This is a genomic window from Roseovarius nanhaiticus, from assembly GCF_900156535.1.
Classification (GTDB): domain Bacteria; phylum Pseudomonadota; class Alphaproteobacteria; order Rhodobacterales; family Rhodobacteraceae; genus Roseovarius; species Roseovarius nanhaiticus.
Map to the genome: position 1 here is coordinate 304,891 of NZ_FTNV01000002.1, position 17,667 is coordinate 322,557.

General features: G+C 64.2%; 16 protein-coding genes. 12 read left to right on the forward strand and 4 right to left on the reverse strand.

The window, feature by feature from the left end; translation table 11 throughout:
- Positions 1 to 48: 48 nt before the first annotated feature.
- The gene (locus tag BW975_RS11660; RefSeq protein WP_076534191.1) at positions 49 to 1,008 is read right to left on the reverse strand and encodes a cyclase family protein; all 960 of its coding nucleotides are present in this window, start codon (positions 1,006 to 1,008) and stop codon (positions 49 to 51) included.
- A 229-nt stretch (positions 1,009 to 1,237) separates the two neighbouring features.
- Between BW975_RS11660 and BW975_RS11665 the strand changes: the two genes are divergently transcribed.
- The 9 genes from BW975_RS11665 (at position 1,238) to BW975_RS11705 (ending at position 10,404) form a co-directional block, all read left to right on the forward strand.
- Positions 1,238 to 2,362 carry a zinc-dependent alcohol dehydrogenase family protein gene (locus BW975_RS11665; RefSeq protein WP_076534193.1) on the forward strand — a complete coding sequence of 375 codons (1,125 nt, stop codon included), beginning with the start codon at positions 1,238 to 1,240 and terminating at the stop codon, positions 2,360 to 2,362.
- A 77-nt stretch (positions 2,363 to 2,439) separates the two neighbouring features.
- Entirely contained in the window at positions 2,440 to 3,375 is a 936-nt protein-coding gene (locus BW975_RS11670; RefSeq protein WP_076534195.1) for a LysR family transcriptional regulator, read from the forward strand.
- A 91-nt stretch (positions 3,376 to 3,466) separates the two neighbouring features.
- Positions 3,467 to 4,639 (forward strand): acyl-CoA dehydrogenase family protein, encoded by a 1,173-nt coding sequence (locus BW975_RS11675; protein ID WP_076534196.1) that lies wholly within the window; start codon positions 3,467 to 3,469, stop codon positions 4,637 to 4,639.
- Entirely contained in the window at positions 4,636 to 5,925 is a 1,290-nt protein-coding gene (locus BW975_RS11680; protein WP_076534198.1) for an MmgE/PrpD family protein, read from the forward strand. Before BW975_RS11675 ends, BW975_RS11680 begins: the two co-directional genes overlap by 4 nt.
- Entirely contained in the window at positions 5,922 to 6,746 is an 825-nt protein-coding gene (locus tag BW975_RS11685) for an HTD2 family dehydratase (protein ID WP_076534199.1), read from the forward strand. The genes BW975_RS11680 and BW975_RS11685 overlap by 4 nt, the downstream gene beginning before the upstream one ends.
- 120 nt (positions 6,747 to 6,866) lie before the next feature.
- Entirely contained in the window at positions 6,867 to 7,769 is a 903-nt protein-coding gene (locus BW975_RS11690; protein WP_076534201.1) for a metal ABC transporter substrate-binding protein, read from the forward strand.
- 30 nt (positions 7,770 to 7,799) lie between these two features.
- Positions 7,800 to 8,702 carry a manganese/iron ABC transporter ATP-binding protein gene (locus BW975_RS11695; protein WP_076534203.1) on the forward strand — a complete coding sequence of 301 codons (903 nt, stop codon included), beginning with the start codon at positions 7,800 to 7,802 and terminating at the stop codon, positions 8,700 to 8,702.
- Complete coding sequence (locus BW975_RS11700) at positions 8,699 to 9,562, forward strand: metal ABC transporter permease (RefSeq protein WP_076534205.1); 864 nt, start codon at positions 8,699 to 8,701, stop codon at positions 9,560 to 9,562. The genes BW975_RS11695 and BW975_RS11700 overlap by 4 nt, the downstream gene beginning before the upstream one ends.
- Positions 9,559 to 10,404, forward strand: coding sequence for a metal ABC transporter permease (locus BW975_RS11705; RefSeq protein WP_076534207.1), 846 nt, complete (start codon positions 9,559 to 9,561; stop codon positions 10,402 to 10,404). Before BW975_RS11700 ends, BW975_RS11705 begins: the two co-directional genes overlap by 4 nt.
- A gap of 55 nt (positions 10,405 to 10,459) precedes the next feature.
- Here the strand turns inward: BW975_RS11705 and BW975_RS11710 are convergent, their stop codons facing one another.
- Together BW975_RS11710 and greA are read right to left on the reverse strand one after the other, a co-directional pair.
- A complete protein-coding gene (locus tag BW975_RS11710; protein ID WP_076534209.1) occupies positions 10,460 to 11,509 on the reverse strand; it encodes a hypothetical protein in 1,050 nt (349 codons plus the stop codon).
- 13 nt (positions 11,510 to 11,522) lie between these two features.
- Positions 11,523 to 11,993 carry a transcription elongation factor GreA gene (gene greA / locus BW975_RS11715; RefSeq protein ID WP_076534772.1) on the reverse strand — a complete coding sequence of 157 codons (471 nt, stop codon included), beginning with the start codon at positions 11,991 to 11,993 and terminating at the stop codon, positions 11,523 to 11,525.
- A 258-nt stretch (positions 11,994 to 12,251) separates the two neighbouring features.
- On the opposite strand from greA, the gene BW975_RS11720 reads away from it, so the two are divergent.
- The 3 genes from BW975_RS11720 (at position 12,252) to BW975_RS11730 (ending at position 16,631) form a co-directional block, all read left to right on the forward strand.
- Positions 12,252 to 13,910: an electron transfer flavoprotein-ubiquinone oxidoreductase gene (locus BW975_RS11720; RefSeq protein ID WP_076534211.1), complete on the forward strand. Its 1,659-nt coding sequence runs from the start codon at positions 12,252 to 12,254 to the stop codon at positions 13,908 to 13,910.
- A 134-nt stretch (positions 13,911 to 14,044) separates the two neighbouring features.
- Positions 14,045 to 15,766, forward strand: coding sequence for a tetratricopeptide repeat protein (locus BW975_RS11725; protein ID WP_076534213.1), 1,722 nt, complete (start codon positions 14,045 to 14,047; stop codon positions 15,764 to 15,766).
- Positions 15,756 to 16,631, forward strand: coding sequence for a 4-(cytidine 5'-diphospho)-2-C-methyl-D-erythritol kinase (locus BW975_RS11730; protein ID WP_076534215.1), 876 nt, complete (start codon positions 15,756 to 15,758; stop codon positions 16,629 to 16,631). Before BW975_RS11725 ends, BW975_RS11730 begins: the two co-directional genes overlap by 11 nt.
- 2 nt (positions 16,632 to 16,633) lie before the next feature.
- Here the strand turns inward: BW975_RS11730 and BW975_RS11735 are convergent, their stop codons facing one another.
- The gene (locus BW975_RS11735; protein WP_076534217.1) at positions 16,634 to 17,659 is read right to left on the reverse strand and encodes a polyprenyl synthetase family protein; all 1,026 of its coding nucleotides are present in this window, start codon (positions 17,657 to 17,659) and stop codon (positions 16,634 to 16,636) included.
- Positions 17,660 to 17,667: the final 8 nt, after the last annotated feature.

A 17,667-nucleotide genomic window follows, 5' to 3' on the forward strand; every position in this document is an offset into this window, starting at 1 on the left:
GGTTTGATGTCGTGGCCGCCACGGCAGCCGCGGCGGTTCGATGCGTCTCTAGCGGATCGCGATCGGATTGATGATCATCTGAACGGCGCCCTTTATGCGCGCCTGGCCCAGGACGAACAGGAATTCATGGACGCCGTCCTGTGCCAATTCGCGCGTGTCCATATTCTCCAAGATGTAGATGCCATGCTCGGGCTGCAGGATCTGGTGCGCGCGGAAGGCCTGGCCCTCTTCTTCGGCGGGCACGACCTCCATGCCCCAGGTATCGGCGCCAACGGCCATCACGCCAAGCGAGGCGAGGTATTCCGCGCCGCTGACGCCCAGCCCCGGCTCGGCCGCGCCGAAACGCTCGGGATCGGGCGCGTCACCGTCCAGCAGATTCATCCAGTTCGAATTGAAGAGGACGATGTCACCCTCGCCGATGCTGACACCTTGCGCCTCGGCGGCGGCCTTGATGTCGTCCTCGGTGTAGGGCGTGCCCTCTTCGACCATGTCGGTGCCGAAATGCTTGGCCATGTCCAGCATCACGCCGCGCCCGACGAGGCCCGGCAGCTTTTCGAGGCCCAGCTTGCTGAGGCCGGCGGCACCGGCGAATTCATCGACGGTATGACCATTGTAGTACATGTGATCGACGCCCGCATGACCCAGCCCGTCGATCTGCGGGCCGATGCCCAGCCACCCCATGAAGATGTCGTCATTATAGGTGAACGCGTTTTCGCCCAGACCGCTGGTTTCTGTCTGGTTGGGCTGCAGCACCGTCACGGACAGGCTGCGGGGCGGGAAAGCGGGCGTATCGCTGCCCACGATCATACCGAGGCTGTACATCTTGCCTTCCGTCACAAGGCCGGCAGCGGACTTGATCCGTTCGGGCGTCATGGTGTTTGCGGCGCCGATTTCGTCATCAGGGCCCCATTGCGACGTGGCCCATTCAGGCTTGGTGTCCTGCGCGGCGGCGGCACCGGCCGTCAGTGCCAAAAGCGCGGCCAGCGCTGCATTGCGAGTGGCAGACATGGTCAATCCTCCTCCCAAAGGTGTGAACAGCTATACCTTACGCACGATCATCGGGCGCCGACTAATAGTTTATGCCTTGCGCCGCCATAGCGCGAGCCTATCACTCTTGGCATTACGGGACCTTTCGCAATAGGATGCCCCAATGCAAGATCACCGCAGAGCGGACGCCGCGCGCCATGCCGTTTGCGCAGCCGGGCCGACCCGATCCGTGACAATGGGAGACGAAGATATGAAAATCACCGCAGCCGTTCTGATGCGCGATGGCATCACCGAAAACTTCGCCAAGGAAGCGCCTCTGGAGGTGCGCGAGGTCGATCTGGCGCCGCCGGGCCGCGGAGAGGTTCTGATCCGCATGGGCGCCGCGGGCGTCTGCCATTCCGACCTGTCAGTGATCAACGGTACCCGCCCCCGGCCCTTGCCGATGGCACTCGGGCACGAGGCGTCTGGCTATGTCGAGGAGGTGGGTGACGGCGTCGATGATCTCAAGCCCGGCGATCATGTCGTGTGCATCTTTGCCCCCGGTTGCCGCCAGTGCACCCCCTGCGCCGAGGGGCGTCCCGCCCTTTGCGAGCGCGCGGCCAAGCATCATGGCGTGGGCGAGTTGATGACCGGCGCGCGGCGCCTGACGATGGACGGCGCGCCGATCAATCACCACGTCGGCGTATCGGCCTTCGCCACCCATGCGGTGATGGACCGCCGCTCGCTGGTCAAGGTCGAGCATGACCTGCCTGCGCATGTATCTGCCTTGTTTTCCTGCGCTATGCTGACGGGTGCAGGCGCCATTTTCAACACGGCGCGCATCCTTCCGGGCCAGACAGTGGCCGTGATCGGCCTGGGCGGTGTGGGCCTCTCGGCGGTTCTCGGCGCGGCGGCAGCGGGCGCGGGGCGTGTTATCGCGATCGACCCTTTCGAGTCCAAGATGGAAGCCGCACGCACCATGGGCGCGACCGATTGCATCAAGGCGGACGAGAATACCATTCAGGCCGTGCGCGACCTCACCAATGGCGGCGTCGATTGCGCGGTGGAACTGGCCGGATCCGTCAAGGCGCTTGAGACAGCCTACGAGATCACCCGCCGCGGCGGTCTGACCGTGACGGCGGGCCTGCCTCACCCGGATCAGCGCATGGCCTTGCCCGCGCTGAAACTGGTGGCCGAAGAGCGCACGCTGAAAGGCAGCTACATCGGATCCTGCGTGCCGCAGCGCGATCTGCCGCGCATGTTCTCGCTGTACGAACAGGGCAAGCTGCCGGTCGAAAAAATGCTTAGCCACCGGGTGCGCCTGGACGAGATCAACGTGGCGATGGACCGGCTGAATGATGGCAGCGCGATCCGCCAGATTGTCGATTTCGACTAAACGGCGCCGCGCCCGCGACCTTGACAAACCTATAGGCGGCGCCTTTAGCTACCCGTTTAAAGTGCAAAGGCCCACCTATGGACATCCGCCAGCTTCGCTACTTCATCGCCATCGCCGAGTCGCCCTCGCTCTCGGTCGCAGCCAGCACGCTGGGCGTGGCGCAGCCGTCGCTGTCACAGAACGTCGTGCGCATGGAGGAAGAGCTGGGCGTGCGCCTGGTCGAGCGCAGCCCGCGCGGTACGGTCCTCACGGATGACGGCACACTTTTCCTGAAACACGCCCGCACTGTATGTGCCGCGTTCGAGAATTGCCTCGACGAGATGCGCGAGGCGGGCGGCGCCTTGCGCGGCAAGGTCGGCTTTGGCATGCCGCCTTCGGTGTCGATGGTCATGGCGGTCCCGCTGGCCGAAACGGTGCGCGTCGAATTTCCCGATCTGCGCCTGCAGGCCATCGAAGCGATGAGCGGCTATATCAAGACATGGATCGACGACGGCACCGTCGATATCGGCTTTATCTATGACCTCGCCAAGGCCGATCACTTCCGCACAATCCATGTGCTGAACGAGCGCCTCTTCTTCTTCTCGGCGCCTGATGCCTGGCCGCTGGACACGCCCCCCGGAACGCCCGTGCGCCTGCGCGATCTGCAAAAGCTGGAGCTGATCCTGCCCAGCCCGTCGCATGGCCTACGCAAGACGATCGAGGATTACGCGCAGCCACGCGGCGTGCAGCTGAACGTCACGATCGAGATGGACGCGATGACCCAGATCAAGGAGCTGGTGGCGCGCGGCTCGGGCTATGCCATCTTTGCCCCCGCCGCCGCACATGATTTCGTGGCGCGCGGTGATCTGGTCAAGGCGCCCATTCGCGAGCCCGACATGGTCCGCCCGGTCTACTTGGCCAGCAACCCCGCCCGCAAAAGCAGCCGTGCCTGTCAGGCCATCGCGCAAGTGACCCTGGACGTCGCACGCGACCTGGTGCAGCGCGGCATTTGGGAAGGCGAACTGGAGGCATAGGCAGCGCCGATAGCCGCCAGATCGCATCCCTATTGGCCGATCCGGCTCCGTTGTTGCACATATTGCGCTATCCAGCATTGCGAGGGCCATCATGACATCGTTCCACCCCACAGCTGACTATCGCGACATCCGCGAAGGCGTCGCTGCCGTCTGCGCCGAATTCCCCGGCAGCTACTGGCGCGATCTGGATGCGCGCCGCGCCTACCCCACCGATTTTGTCGAAGCGCTTATGAAGGGCGGCTATCTGGGCGCGATGATCCCCGAGGAATATGGCGGCCTCGGCCTCAGCCTGACAGCGGGCGCGGTGATCTTGGAGGAGATCCATCGCAGCGGCGGGAATGCCGCCGCCTGCCATGCCCAGATGTACACGATGGGCACCGTGCTGCGACACGGCAGCGACGCACAAAAGCAGATGTATCTGCCCGGCATCGCGGATGGCAGCATCCGCCTCCAGGCCTTTGGCGTGACCGAACCGACCAGCGGCACCGACACGTTGGGACTTAAAACCACCGCCAAGCGAGACGGCGACGATTATGTCGTCAACGGTCAGAAGATATGGATCTCGCGGGCCGAGCATTCCGATCTGATGGTCCTGCTGGCGCGCACCACCCCGCGCGATCAGTGCGAGAAGAAAACCGACGGGCTTTCGGTCTTCCTGATCGACCTGCGTGAATTGCGCGGCAATGGCGTCGAGATCCGGCCCATCCGCACGATGATCAATCACGCGACGACCGAGATCTTCTTTGAAAACGCGCGAATTCCCGCCTCCAGCCTCGTCGGCGAGGAGGGCCAAGGCTTTCGCTATATCCTCTCGGGCATGAATTCCGAGCGCATCCTGATCGCCGCCGAGTGTATCGGCGATGCCAAGTGGTTCCTCGAAAAGGCCTCAGACTACGCGCGCGAGCGGGTGGTTTTCGGCAAGCCCATCGGCGCCAATCAAGGCGTGCAATTCCCGCTGGCCCGCGCCCATGCGCATATGATGGCCGCCGAGGCCATCGTATACCGCGCCGCCGCGATGTATGACGCGGGCGAGAATCCGGGCGTCGAGGCAAACACGGCCAAGATGCTGGCCGCCGATGCCAGCTGGGAGGCCGCCGAGGCGTGCCTGCAGACCCATGGCGGCTTCGGCTTTGCCGAGGAATACGATGTGGAGCGCAAGTTCCGCGAGGCGCGGCTTTATCAGGTGGCGCCCATCTCGACCAACCTCATCCTGTGCTTCATTGCCGAGCGTGTGCTGGGCCTGCCCAAGTCCTACGGCGCATGAGCGGGCTGGACACGCTTCTGGACCTGGCCGCGCTGCCGGACGGGGACATCCCCGAGACCAGCATGGGCATCGCACGCCTGTCGCTGATGGACTGGATGATGTGCGGCCGCGCAGGCGTGCCCGAGCCTGTGGCCGGCATCCTGCGCAACCTGGCAATTGCGGAAGGTGGCGCAGCTCAGGCCGCGATGTTCGGCGGGGGCCGCGCACCCGCGCGGATGGCGGCGCTGGTCAATGGCACGGTCAGCCATGCGCTCGATTACGATGACACGCATTTCGCCCATGTCGGGCATCTGTCGGTCGGGATTTATCCCGCCGCCCTCGCCATCGGCGAGACGGTGGATGCCAGCACCAAGGCGGTCTGCGCCGCTTTCGCCGTCGGAGGCGAAGCGGCGATCCGCGTCGGGCTGGCCCTTGGCCGCGCGCATTACGAGCGTGGGTTTCACCAGACGGCGACCGCTGGCGCCTTTGGCGCGACCGTCGCTGCCGGGCGCCTCATGGGGCTGGACCGCGCACAAATGCGCGCCGCCATCGGCCTTTGCGCCAGCCGCGCGGCCGGTCTGCGCTGCCAGTTCGGCACGATGGGCAAGCCTTATAATGCCGGCGTCGCGGCCTCTGCCGGCGTGGAATGCGCGCAGCTTGCGGCACTGGGCATGGCGGCGCCCGATGACGGGCTTTTCGGGCCGAACGGTTATCTGGCCACCCACAGCGATGCGCCGGGCGAGATTTTGGCGCCGGATGGCGCATGGCTGATCGATGACATGAAGTACAAGCTGCACGCCTGCTGCCACGGCACACACGCAATGATCGAGGCACTCAAAGGCTACAAGCTGGAGGATGTGCGCGCCGTCTCCTTACGCACAAACCCCCGCTGGCTGAGCGTTTGCGACATCAAGGCGCCCCGTACCGGACTGGAGGTGAAGTTCAGCTACGCCTGGCTGGCCGGGATGGCCCTGCGCGGCGATGCGACCGGAAGCGACCGAACCTATACCGACGCACTGGCCGCCGATCCGGAACTGGCCGCGTTTGCAAAGGCGGTGACCGTGACCGGCGACAGCGCGCTGACCGACATGCACGCCGCGGGCGAGATCACACTGGCCGATGGCGGCACGCTTGGCTTTGAACATGATCTGGCCGCGCCAATCCCGCTAAACGTTCTGATGCAGAGCTTGCGGGACAAGGCCGCCGCATTGCTGGGCGAGGAGGGGACGGCTTTGTGCGATGCGCTGGCACCAATGGACAGGATGAGCGCCCGTGCCCTTGGGGATCTGGTGGAGGCCGAAGCATGAGCGACTTTTCCGACTGGATCGGCCGCAGCACAACGCGCACGGACCCGGTGGCGCCGCGCCTCTTGGCCGAGTTTCGCGCCACGCTCGATGGCGTGCTGGCACCGCTCGATGTGCCGCCCGGCGTCGAATTCTGTCTCGCGCCCGATATCTGCGCGCCGGACCTCTTAGGCCGTGACGGTCATCCGCGCACGGGCCTCTACCTGCCGGACCTGCCCCTGCCCCGCCGGATGTGGGCGGGTGGCCGGATCATGCGGCACGCTCCGCTGGCCGAGGGCGACGTGGTCACGCGCGTCTCGACCATCGAGGATGTGACCTTCAAGACGGGGCGGAGCGGGCAACTGGGCTTCGTCACCGTGCGCCACCTCTATAAGACCGAAGGCGAGACACGGATCGACGAGCGGCAGGATATCGTCTATCGCGAGGATCCCGCCCCCGGCGCCCCCGCACCCATCCTGCCCGAAGCCGATCCCTGGCCCGAGGCCACCGCATGGGATGTTACCACAACGCCGACGCTCCTTTTTCGCTACTCGGCCCTCACCTTCAATGGCCACCGCATCCATTACGATGCGCCCTACGCGCGCGCGGTCGAGGGATATGACGGCCTTGTCGTGCATGGCCCCATGCAGGCAATCTGGATGCAGAACCTTGCCTCCACAGTGATGGGTCATGCGCCCGCGCGCTTCGACTATCGCGGAACCGCGCCATTGATCTGCGGCGAGCCTGTGCGCGTCGAGGCAATATCCGAACCGACGGGTCTTGCGCTTCGGGTGCGCCGTTTGTCCAATAATACAATCACAATGCAGGCGCGCGCGACGGCCTGACACAGGCATCCGGTCACTTCCTGCAATCGCAGCAGTCACTTTTGCGAATGATTATCATTTTACTTGCATCTTGCGAGTGCGTCGCATTTACACTACCCCGTATTTAACGATGAGGACGCCATGACTTCGAAACTCACGACATCCCTGCGCGCCGCTCTGTTGCTGACGGCTGCATTTCATTTCTCGCCCGCCGCTGCGGACGACGATCCGCTGAAAGTCGTCACGACTTTCACCATCCTTCAGGACATGGCCGCCAATGTTGCGGGGGATGCCGCCGAGATCGTCTCGATCACCAAACCGGGCGCGGAAATTCACGGCTATCAGCCCACTCCGCAGGATATCGTGCGCGCCTCGGATGCAGATCTGATCCTCTACAACGGTCTCAATCTCGAGCTTTGGTTCGAGCAGTTCCTCGCCAATCTTGGCGATATCCCCTCTGCAACGCTGAGTGACGGGATAGACCCCATTTCGATCTCGTCCGGCAGTTACGAAGGCAAGGCCAATCCGCACGCATGGATGGGTCTCGACAATGCGATGGTCTATGTCGACAATATCGCCGCCGCCTTGGCAGAGCATGATCCAGCCAATGCCGAGACCTATGCCACCAACGCCGAAGACTACAAATCCCGCATCCGCGGCGCCGTCGCCCCTCTGCGCGAGCGTATTCAGGCCATCCCCGAAGAGGGCCGCTGGCTGGTGACCTGCGAGGGCGCATTCAGCTATCTCGCCCGTGATTTCGGGCTGAAGGAGCTTTATCTCTGGCCGATGAACGCCGATCAGGTTGGCACGCCCCAGCAGGTGCGCCGCGTCATCGACGGTGTACGCGACCAAGGCATCCCCGTCGTTTTTTGCGAAAGCACCGTCAATACCGACCCGGCCAAGCAGGTGGCACGAGAGACAGGCGCGCTATATGGAGGTGTGCTCTACGTCGACAGTCTAAGCGGTCCCGATGGCCCCGTGCCGACATATATCGACCTTCTGCGCGTCGACGCCGAGACAATCGCAAATGCGCTCGAACGGTGAGACGCCAACATTGAAACGCCAAGGAAGTCTATGACGCCCCAGCCAAGCACCACGCCGGAAACCGAGGCTATGGACGGCATCACCGCCACCGGCGTCACAGTCACCTATCGCAACGGACACACTGCGCTGCGGGATGCGACATTCCAGATCCCGCGCGGCACGATCACCGCACTTGTCGGCGTCAACGGCGCCGGGAAATCCACGCTTTTCAAGGCCATCATGGGCTTCGTCCCCGCCGCCAGCGGCGAGATTCGCCTGCTGGGCAAGTCGGTGAAGGAGGCGCTGGCGCAAAACCTCGTGGCTTATGTGCCGCAATCCGAAGAGGTCGACTGGGCCTTCCCCGTGCTGGTCGAGGATGTGGTGATGATGGGGCGCTACGGCCATATGGGTTTTTTGCGCCGCCCCCGCGCCGCCGACCGCGCCGCCGTGGATCAGGCGCTGGCCCGCGTTGGCATGGCCGAGTATCGCCACCGCCAGATCGGCGAGCTGTCGGGCGGCCAACGCAAGCGCGTCTTTCTCGCCCGCAGCCTTGCGCAGGACGGCCAGGTCATCCTGCTGGACGAGCCATTCACCGGCGTCGACGTCAAGACCGAGGAGCAGATCATCGCCCTCCTGCGCGAACTGCGCGACGAGGGCCGGGTGATGTTGGTTTCGACCCATAATCTGGGGTCGGTGCCGGAATTCTGCGATCGTACGGTTCTCGTCAAAGGCACCGTGCTGGCCTACGGGCCGACCGAAGAGGTCTTTACCCGCGACACACTGGAAGAGGCATTCGGCGGCGTCCTGCGCCACTTCACGCTGGGCGGCCAAGACCTGCACGACGATGATGACCCGCGCGAATTGCGCATCATCACCGATGACGAACGCCCTTTCGTCCACTATGGCGAGCGCCGGAAAAAGCCGAAAGCGGCCAAGCCGGAGAACGCCGAATGATCAGTGTCCTGCTAGAGCCCTTTGGCTACAGCTATATGTTCAACGCCATGTGGGTGTCGGCGCTGACGGGCGGCGTTTGCGCGTTTCTTTCGTGCTATCTCATGCTCAAGGGCTGGTCCCTGATCGGCGACGCGCTCAGCCATTCGGTCGTGCCGGGCGTCGCGGGCGCCTACATGCTGGGTCTACCTTTTGCATTGGGTGCGTTCTTGGCGGGCGGACTGGCGGCGGGGGCGATGCTGCTGCTGTCGGGGCGCTCGGGCCTGAAAATTGACGTGATCATCGGTATCATCTTTACCTCCTTCTTTGGCCTCGGCCTTTTCATGGTGTCGCTCTCGCCCATGTCGGTCAGCATCCAGACGATCATCATGGGCAACATCCTGGCCATCACGCCCGAGGATACGCTGCAACTCGCCATCATCGGCTTTGTCGCGCTGGCGGTCCTCCTCGCCAAGTGGAAAGACCTCATGGTCGTCTTCTTTGAAGAGAACCATGCGCGCACCATCGGCCTGCGCCCGGAATTGCTGAAGGCCGTCTTTTTCATGCTGCTCTCGGCCGCCGTTGTCGCGGCGATGATCACCGTCGGCGCGTTTCTGGTGATCGCGTTGGTGGTCACGCCCGGCGCCACGGCCTATCTGCTCTGCGACCGCTTTCCGCGCCTCATTATCGTCTCGGTCCTCATCGGCACGCTCACCAGTTTTGCGGGGGCCTATATCAGCTACTTCCTCGACGGCGCGACGGGCGGCATCATCGTGGTACTGCAAACGGTGATTTTCCTCATCGCCTTCTACCTCGCGCCCAAGCATGGCATGCTGGCCGCCCGTCGCAAGGCAATGCTTGCGACAAGCGAGGCGCGATCATGATCGAGCAGCTCCTCCTGCCCTTCCAGTTTCCCTTCATGCAGAACGCCTTCTGGATCGCGCTGCTGGTGGCGCCGCCGACGGCACTGCTATCGTGCTTCATGGTGCTAAAGGGCTGGGCGCTGATGGGCGACGCGGTCAGCCACGCGACGCTGCCGGGCATCGTTCTGGCGTGGATGCTGGGCCTGCCGCTGATCACGGGCGCCTTTGCCGCGGGCATGGCCTGCGCGCTGGCGACGGGCTATCTGTCCTATAACAGCCGGGTCAAGGAGGACACGGTGATGGGCGTCGTCTTCTCGGGCATGTTCGGCCTCGGGATCGTGATGTACACCTCGATCAGCACGAACGAGCATCTTGACCACATCCTCTTCGGCAACATGCTGGGCGTCGGCGCGCGCGACCTGTGGACCTCGGGCCTCATCGCCCTCGTCGTCACCGGGCTGCTGGCTCTCAAATGGCGCGACCTTCTGCTTCATGCCTTCGATCCCGCGCAGGCCAAGGCATCGGGGCTGCGCACCGGCCTGTTGCATTACGGCCTGCTCACCGCGCTCTCGCTTTGCATCGTGGCCACGCTTAGCTCGGTGGGCCTGATCCTCGCGGTTGCCCTCCTCGTCACGCCGGGCGCCATCGCGTTCCTGCTGGTGCGCAGTTTCGGCGCGATGCTGATCACCTCGGTGCTGGTCTGCGCGGCGTCGATGGTGGGCGGCACTTACGCCAGCTTCTTCCTCGATTCAGCCCCCGCCGCGACGATCGTGCTGATCCTGACGGCCATCTTCATCGCCGCCTTCCTGCGCCGCATCGCGATCACGCGCCGCACCTCGCGCATGCAAGCGCGGCAGGTCTAGGCTTTCATTGTTCTGAAAATACTCAAGTCCGCGGCCAGCCATAGGGCGCCGCGCTCTAATCGAACGTGCCCGCCACCCGGCCAAGCAGCATGAAGGCCCGCGCCGTGCGCGTGTCCGACAGATCCGAGATGTCGCTGTCCGTCGCATCATCCGCAAAGCTCGAAAACATCTGATCGAAGCGCCGCAGGAAATGGTGCGCGGCGTCGCGAAAGATCGGATCGTTCTTCATCCGCGCCGCCGCCAGCGCCAACGACGAGCGGTCGCGGATCCCGCCCAGCGCGGCAATCGCGCGACCCCGCGCGCCGCCCGCGAAGTTGCGCCACGTTTCCGGGCGAGCCATATCGGGACGCAGATCATCCATATAGATGCCGTCCTGGCTGAGCAGCGTCAGCACGTCCTGCGCCGCCTGGATCAGCTGCGCCGTGGGGCGGTCCTTCAGCGCGCGGCGCAGAGCGGCAAAACCTTCTTTATCCTCGGCCGTCTCGGGGAAGTTCAGCGCGCGGATAAAGTCGCTGCGCTCCAGCGGGGGCCGCATATCTTCGGCCTGCGTGCCGAGGGGCAGCGCGGTCTGCGCCTCATCGGAGGGCGCGGCAGGCGCTGGCGCCGGGGCGCGGCGCACGGGCGCAGGATTGGCCATGGGCCGGATCGACGAAAATGTGGCCAGCGCGGTCTCGGTCTTGCGCTGCGCCGCCGCGATCTCGTCCAGCTTGCGCGCGACGCTGACCTGACTGTTCGCGGGCGCCGCGAGCGTTTGGCTCTGGGTGATATAGGCCTGCCGGATGGCGTCGATTGCGGCGTGAAGGCGCGCGCTCTCCTCTCGCATGACGCGTGCGGTGCGCGCCGCGGTCGCGGCGACCCAGATCATCGCGACCGGCAGGAAAATGACCAGCGCAATTACCAGAAAGCCCAGCGCGCCGTCGGTCCCCGCCATCCCGAAGACGGCAAAGACCACCGCCGTCAGAACCAGCCATGCTGCGGACAGCACCAGCGCCGCCCTCTCCGGCCCCGACAGGCCCTGTGCGGGGGCGGGCGACGGCCTTGGCGTGCGGTCCTGCGCCGGTTTCGGCGTCTGTCCGGGCCGCGAGGCGTGGCTGGAGGGGGGCATGCGCTGCGCCTTTTCAGATATACTGGATCTTCAGCACTTCATAGGCACGGTCGCCGCCAGGCGTGCGCACCTCGACGCTGTCGCCCTCATCCTTGCCAATCAGAGCACGGGCAATGGGCGATTTGATGTTGAGAAGACCCTTTTCGATATTGGCCTCATGCTCGCCCACGATCTGCCAGGTCTTTTCCTCGTCCGTATCCTCGTCGACCAGCGTGACGGTCGCGCCGAACTTGATCGGACCCGACAGCTTTTTGGGGTCGATCACCTCCGACAGGCCCAGCGCGCCCTCCAGCTCCTTGATGCGGCCCTCGATGAAGCTCTGCTTTTCGCGGGCGGAGTGGTATTCGGCGTTTTCCGACAGATCGCCATGCTCGCGCGCCTCCGCGATGGCGCGGATGATTGCCGGACGCTCAACCGATTTCAGCTGCTTCAGCTCGGCATTCAGCGCGTCGTATCCGGCGCGTGTCATCGGTAGTTTATCCATGGAAATCCCCCAAACCGGCGATGCGAGCATTCCCGCATCGGCCTTTTCTTGTCTTTCGTGCCGCCCGAGGATGGCCCGAGCATGCGCGGCTTTGCAATAGGGCATCGGGGGGTCGCGCGCAATCGCGCCGCAACAGCGGCGAAATGCCGTTTTGCACCCCGCAAGGCGTCGTGTTTGAATTGACGCGCCCCGGCCCGCCGCGCTAGCAACGTGCGACCGGAAATTGCCCCATTGGGGCGCCCAGTGAAAGGATGCTTCATGGCCGATCAGGCGCGCGAGACGATGGAATATGACGTTGTGATCGTCGGGGCCGGGCCGGCGGGCCTGTCGGCGGCGATCCGGCTCAAGCAACTGGACGCGGATCTGGACGTTGTCGTTCTGGAAAAGGGCAGCGAAGTAGGCGCGCATATCCTGTCAGGCGCAGTGTTGGACCCTGTGGGGCTGAACCGCCTCATCCCCGACTGGAAGGAAAAAGGCGCGCCGCTGAACGTGCCGGTCAAGGACGACAATTTCTATCTGCTGGGCGAAGGCGGCCAGGTGCGCATCCCCAATTTCCCCATGCCGCCGCTGATGAATAACCACGGCAACTATATTGCCTCGATGGGCAATGTCTGCCGCTGGATGGCCGAACAGGCCGAAGAGCTGGGCGTCGAGGTCTTTCCCGGCATGTCCTGCTCGGAGCTGGTCTATGCCGAGGATGGCGGCATCAAGGGCGTCGTCGCCGGCGAATTCGGGCGCAATCCCGACGGCACCGAAGGCCCCAACTATGAGCCGGGGATGGAGCTGCACGGCAAATACGTCTTTCTCGGCGAGGGCGTGCGCGGATCGCTGTCCAAGCAGGTGATCGCCAAGTTCGATCTGGCAGACGGGCACGAGCCGCAGAAATACGGCCTCGGCATGAAGGAAATCTGGGAGATTGACCCCGACAAGCATAGCGAGGGCAGCGTCACGCACACGATGGGCTGGCCCCTGGGCAAGAATGCCGGCGGCGGGTCGTTCATCTATCACCTTGAAAACAATCAGGTTTATGTCGGCTTTGTCGTTCACCTGAACTACAAGAACCCGCATCTTTACCCCTATATGGAGTTCCAGCGGTTCAAGCATCATCCGATGGTGGCCGAGCTCTTGAAGGGCGGCAAGCGTGTGGCCTACGGCGCCCGCGCCATCAGTGAGGGCGGCTATCAGTCCATGCCCAAGATGGTCGCGCCCGGCGTTGCCCTGCTGGGCTGCTCGGTCGGGATGGTCAACGTGCCACGCATCAAGGGCAACCATAATGCGATGCTCTCGGGTATGGCCGCCGCCGAGGCCGCCTATGCGGCCATCAAGGACGGGCGTAGCGGTGATGAGCTGTCGGACTATGAGGCCGAGGTGCGCAATGGCGATATCGGCGAAGACCTGAAAAAGGTGCGCAACGTCAAACCGCTCTGGTCCAAGCATGGATTGACCGCTTCGCTGACGCTGGGCGGCCTCGATATGTGGACCAACTCCTTGGGCAAGCTCAGCTTTTCCATTCTCGGCACGCTCAAGCACGGCAAGAGCGACGCCGAGGCGACCGAGCCTGCGGACAAGCACAAGAAGCTGGAATATCCCAAGCCGGATGGCACGCTCAGCTTTGACCGGCTGACCAATGTCAGCTTTTCGATGACCAACCACGAGGAAAACCAGCCCGCGCATCTGAAACTCAAGGATGCCAGCATCCCGGTGGACGTGAATCTGCCGAAATATGCAGGGCCTTCCGCGCGTTACTGCCCGGCGGGCGTCTATGAATTCGTCGAGGAGGACGGCAAGGCGCCGCGCTTCCAGATCAATTTCCAGAACTGCGTGCATTGCAAGACCTGCGACATCAAGGATCCGTCGCAGAATATCGTCTGGACCACGCCTCAAGGCGGCGATGGCCCGAACTATCCCAACATGTAGGCAGATCGGGCGCCTTCACACGCAGAAGTCATAGGCGGGCCCGCGCGGATAGCGCGGGCCCGCATTGCCCTGAGGGCGGCGCCGCATTACGTTGCCCCCAACAGCCGATTGACATCAATGCAAAGGCAGCGCGCGTGACCCTTCGATTTCTGACCATTCTGGCCTTTGTGGCCCCCACCGCCCTTGCCCTGCCCGCGCCGGTTCAGGCGCAGGAGGCCGCAGGCGCGTATCTGGCCACGCGGCAAGCCCGCTATGACAGCGACTATGCCGCCGCGGCGAAATACGCGCTCGAGGCGCTGAAATCAGACGCGGACAACCCATTGCTGATGGAAAGTGCGGTTGGAGCGCTCTTGGCCACAGGCGATGTGGCGCGCGCGATCCCCATCGCCAAACGCATGGACGACGCCGATATCCGCAGCCAGGTTGCGCAAATGGTGCTTCTGGGTGATGAGGTCGCGCGCGGGGATTACGACGCGGTTCAGGCGCGCATTGACGCCGAACATGGCGTCGGCCCGCTGGCCGATGGCCTGATCGGCGCCTGGGCCACATTGGGCCAAGGCGACATGGCCGCCGCGCTAAAAGAATTTGATACCATCGCCGCCGAGCCGGGCCTCCGCGGCCTCGCCATCTATCACAAGGCGCTGGCGCTTGCCTCGGTCGGCGACTTCGAGAGCGCAGACAAGATTTATTCGGGCGACAGCGACGGACCGATGCAGACCACCCGCCGCAGCACACTGGCCTGGGTCGAGGTTCTGAGCCAGCTGGAGCGGTCGGAAGACGCCATCAAGGTGCTGGATGACACGTTCGGCACCGACCCCGACCCGCAGATCGCCGATCTGCGCGCGCGCCTCGCGGCAGGCGAGACGCTGGACATGGGCCGGATCGAGACGCCGGCGCAAGGCATAGGCGAAGTGTTCCTGTCCCTCGGGATGGCCCTCTTGCAGGACACCAGCCCGGATTACATCCTGCTCTATAGCCGCATGGCGGAGTATCTGGACGAAACCGACGTTGACGCCATCATTCTAACCGGCGAGCTGCTGGAACAGCTGGGCCGCTATGAGCTGGCAACCCAAGCCTTCGCCCGCGTGCCCGAAAGCTCGCACGCGTATTACACCGCCGTTCTGGGCCGCGCGGAGGCACTGCGCAGCTCTGGTGATCTGGAGGGCGCGATCGCGCTTGTGGCCGAGCTGCGCGAGACGCATCCCGATCTGGGGCTGGTCCATGCTTCGGCGGGGGATCTTTACCGCCAGAACAACGATTTCGCCAAGGCTGTGGACGCATATGACGCCGCCCTCGAGATATTTGAGGCGCAAGAGGGTGATGCACCTTGGGTGATCTACTATTCGCGTGCCATCAGTCACGAGCGGCAGGGCAACTGGCCCCCCGCCGAGGCCGATTTCCGCCGCGCTCTAGAGCTGAACCCGGACGAGCCGATGGTGCTGAACTACCTTGGGTATTCCCTTGTCGAGCAGCGCGAGAAGCTGGACGAAGCGCTGGACATGATCGAGCGGGCCGTCGCCGCCGAACCCAATAGCGGCGCCATCGTCGACAGCCTCGGATGGGCGCAATTCCGGCTGGGCCGCTACCAGGAGGCGGTCGTCACACTGGAGCGTGCCGCCGAGCTTTATGCCGTGGATCCCGTGGTGAATGACCATCTGGGCGACGCAATGTGGGCCGTGGGCCGCACGACAGAGGCCAGATTCCAGTGGCGCCGTGCGCTGTCGCTCATCAACGAGGACACGCCCAGCCAGGATGTCGACCCCGAGCGCATTCGCCGCAAACTGGAGGTCGGCCTCGATACCGTTCTTGAGCAGGAGGGCGCAGCGCCCTTGAAAGTGAGTGGCAATGAAGGATGATCAAACCCAACCGGAGGGCGACGTAATAGAGATTTTCGCCCCCGCCAAGGTCAACGTGGCGCTGCATGTCACCGGCCAGCGCGAAGACGGGTATCACACGCTCGACTCGCTGGTGATGTTCGCCGATGTGGGCGATCACATCACGGTGCGGCATGCCCCCCAGACCGAGCTGACCATGACGGGCCCGATGGCCGACAAGACGCCGTCGGGCGACGATAACCTGGTGCTGCGCGCGGCACATCTGATAGGCGTCACCGCCGCGATCACGCTGGACAAACGGCTGCCCGTCGCTGCGGGGATCGGAGGCGGCTCGACCGATGCCGCCGCCACGCTGCGCGCCCTGTCGGAGTTGTCGGGCCGTGACATCCCGGATGACGTGATGTCGCTTGGCGCCGATGCACGGGTGTGCTGCGCAGCGGGTGTTGGCGCGGCGCGCATGGGCGGAATAGGCGATATGGTCGAGCCGGTGACAAACCTGCCCGAGCTTCATGCCGTGCTGGTCAATCCCAATGTGCCGGTCGTCACGGCCGATGTTTTTGCCCGGCTGGGCAAACGCGACAATACCCCGATGCCGGACGCCTTGCCACAGCATTGCGATGCGGCGGAATTGATCGAGTGGCTGCGCACGCAGCGCAACGATCTGCAAGGGCCCGCCATCGACGCCGAGCCAGTGATCGAACAGATCTTTGGCGCGCTTGAAGTGACGCCGGGCTGTCTGCTCACGCGCATGTCGGGGTCAGGCGCGACCTGTTTCGGTCTTTATGCAGATGCCGAGACCGCCGCCTCGGCGGCAGGGCGCTTGCAGCTCAGCCATCCGAGTTGGTGGGTGGCCGCGACACGCCTCAACCCCGGCGGCGGCGCCTGAGATCAGTTGATCCGCGCCACCACGTAATCTGCCAGATCCGAGAGCATGTCCCGCACATCATGGGCGGGCAGCACCTTCAGCGCATCCGTGGCGCGGGTGGCCCAGGCAACGGCGTCGTCCCGCGCGGCATCCAGCGCCCCATGCTGGGTCATCAGCGTCATCGCATGGTCCAGATCACCGTCTTGCTGATCACCCTTCTCGATGGTGCGGCGCCAGAACGCGCGCTCTTCTTCGTCCGCCTTGGCGACCGCCTTGATGATGGGCAGGGTCAGCTTGCGCTCACGAAAATCGTCACCGATATTCTTGCCGGTTGCCGCCGCATCCCCTTGAAAATCCAGCAAATCATCCGCGATCTGGAACGCGATACCCAGGGCATCACCGTAGTCGAACAGCGCGCGTGTATGGTCTTCGGGCGCGCCCGCGATGACGCCGCCCACCTCCGTCGCCGCCGAGAAAAGCGCTGCCGTCTTGCCGCGCACAACTTGCAGATAAATCTCTTCGGTGGTCGCCAGATCGCGAGCGGCGGTCAGTTGCAACACCTCGCCCTCGGCGATCGTCGCCGAGGCATTGGCCAAGATATCCAGCACCCGCAGCGAGCCGGTCTCAACCATCAACTGGAAGGACCGCGAGAAGAGGTAATCACCGACCAGGATGCTGGACTTGTTGTCCCATAATAGGTTGGCAGTCGCGCGCCCGCGGCGCTGGCTGCTTTCGTCCACGACGTCGTCGTGGAGCAGTGTGGCGGTATGAATAAACTCCACCGTCGCTGCCAGCTTCTCGTCATCGACGCCGCGATAGCCGCAGATATCTGCCGCAGCCAGCGTCAGCATGGGCCGCAGGCGCTTGCCCCCGGCGCCGACCAAGTGGGCGGTTACCTCGGGGATACGCGGCGCATGGCGCGACTCCATCCTGGTGCGGATCAATGTGCCGACGGCGTCCAGCTTGGTCTCGAACCGGGCCGCCAGCCGATCATGCGGTTTGCTTGGATCTGTCGTCAAACGCCGCTCACTCTCACTTGTGCTACTCATTGAATGCG

Coding starts and splice junctions, on each gene's coding strand:
- BW975_RS11660 (WP_076534191.1), bottom strand. CDS start 1,008: ATGTCTGCCACTCGCAATGCAGCGCTGGCCGCGCTTTTGGCACTGACG.
- BW975_RS11665 (WP_076534193.1), top strand. CDS start 1,238: ATGAAAATCACCGCAGCCGTTCTGATGCGCGATGGCATCACCGAAAAC.
- BW975_RS11670 (WP_076534195.1), top strand. CDS start 2,440: ATGGACATCCGCCAGCTTCGCTACTTCATCGCCATCGCCGAGTCGCCC.
- BW975_RS11675 (WP_076534196.1), top strand. CDS start 3,467: ATGACATCGTTCCACCCCACAGCTGACTATCGCGACATCCGCGAAGGC.
- BW975_RS11680 (WP_076534198.1), top strand. CDS start 4,636: ATGAGCGGGCTGGACACGCTTCTGGACCTGGCCGCGCTGCCGGACGGG.
- BW975_RS11685 (WP_076534199.1), top strand. CDS start 5,922: ATGAGCGACTTTTCCGACTGGATCGGCCGCAGCACAACGCGCACGGAC.
- BW975_RS11690 (WP_076534201.1), top strand. CDS start 6,867: ATGACTTCGAAACTCACGACATCCCTGCGCGCCGCTCTGTTGCTGACG.
- BW975_RS11695 (WP_076534203.1), top strand. CDS start 7,800: ATGACGCCCCAGCCAAGCACCACGCCGGAAACCGAGGCTATGGACGGC.
- BW975_RS11700 (WP_076534205.1), top strand. CDS start 8,699: ATGATCAGTGTCCTGCTAGAGCCCTTTGGCTACAGCTATATGTTCAAC.
- BW975_RS11705 (WP_076534207.1), top strand. CDS start 9,559: ATGATCGAGCAGCTCCTCCTGCCCTTCCAGTTTCCCTTCATGCAGAAC.
- BW975_RS11710 (WP_076534209.1), bottom strand. CDS start 11,509: ATGCCCCCCTCCAGCCACGCCTCGCGGCCCGGACAGACGCCGAAACCG.
- greA (WP_076534772.1), bottom strand. CDS start 11,993: ATGGATAAACTACCGATGACACGCGCCGGATACGACGCGCTGAATGCC.
- BW975_RS11720 (WP_076534211.1), top strand. CDS start 12,252: ATGGCCGATCAGGCGCGCGAGACGATGGAATATGACGTTGTGATCGTC.
- BW975_RS11730 (WP_076534215.1), top strand. CDS start 15,756: ATGAAGGATGATCAAACCCAACCGGAGGGCGACGTAATAGAGATTTTC.
- BW975_RS11735 (WP_076534217.1), bottom strand. CDS start 17,659: ATGAGTAGCACAAGTGAGAGTGAGCGGCGTTTGACGACAGATCCAAGC.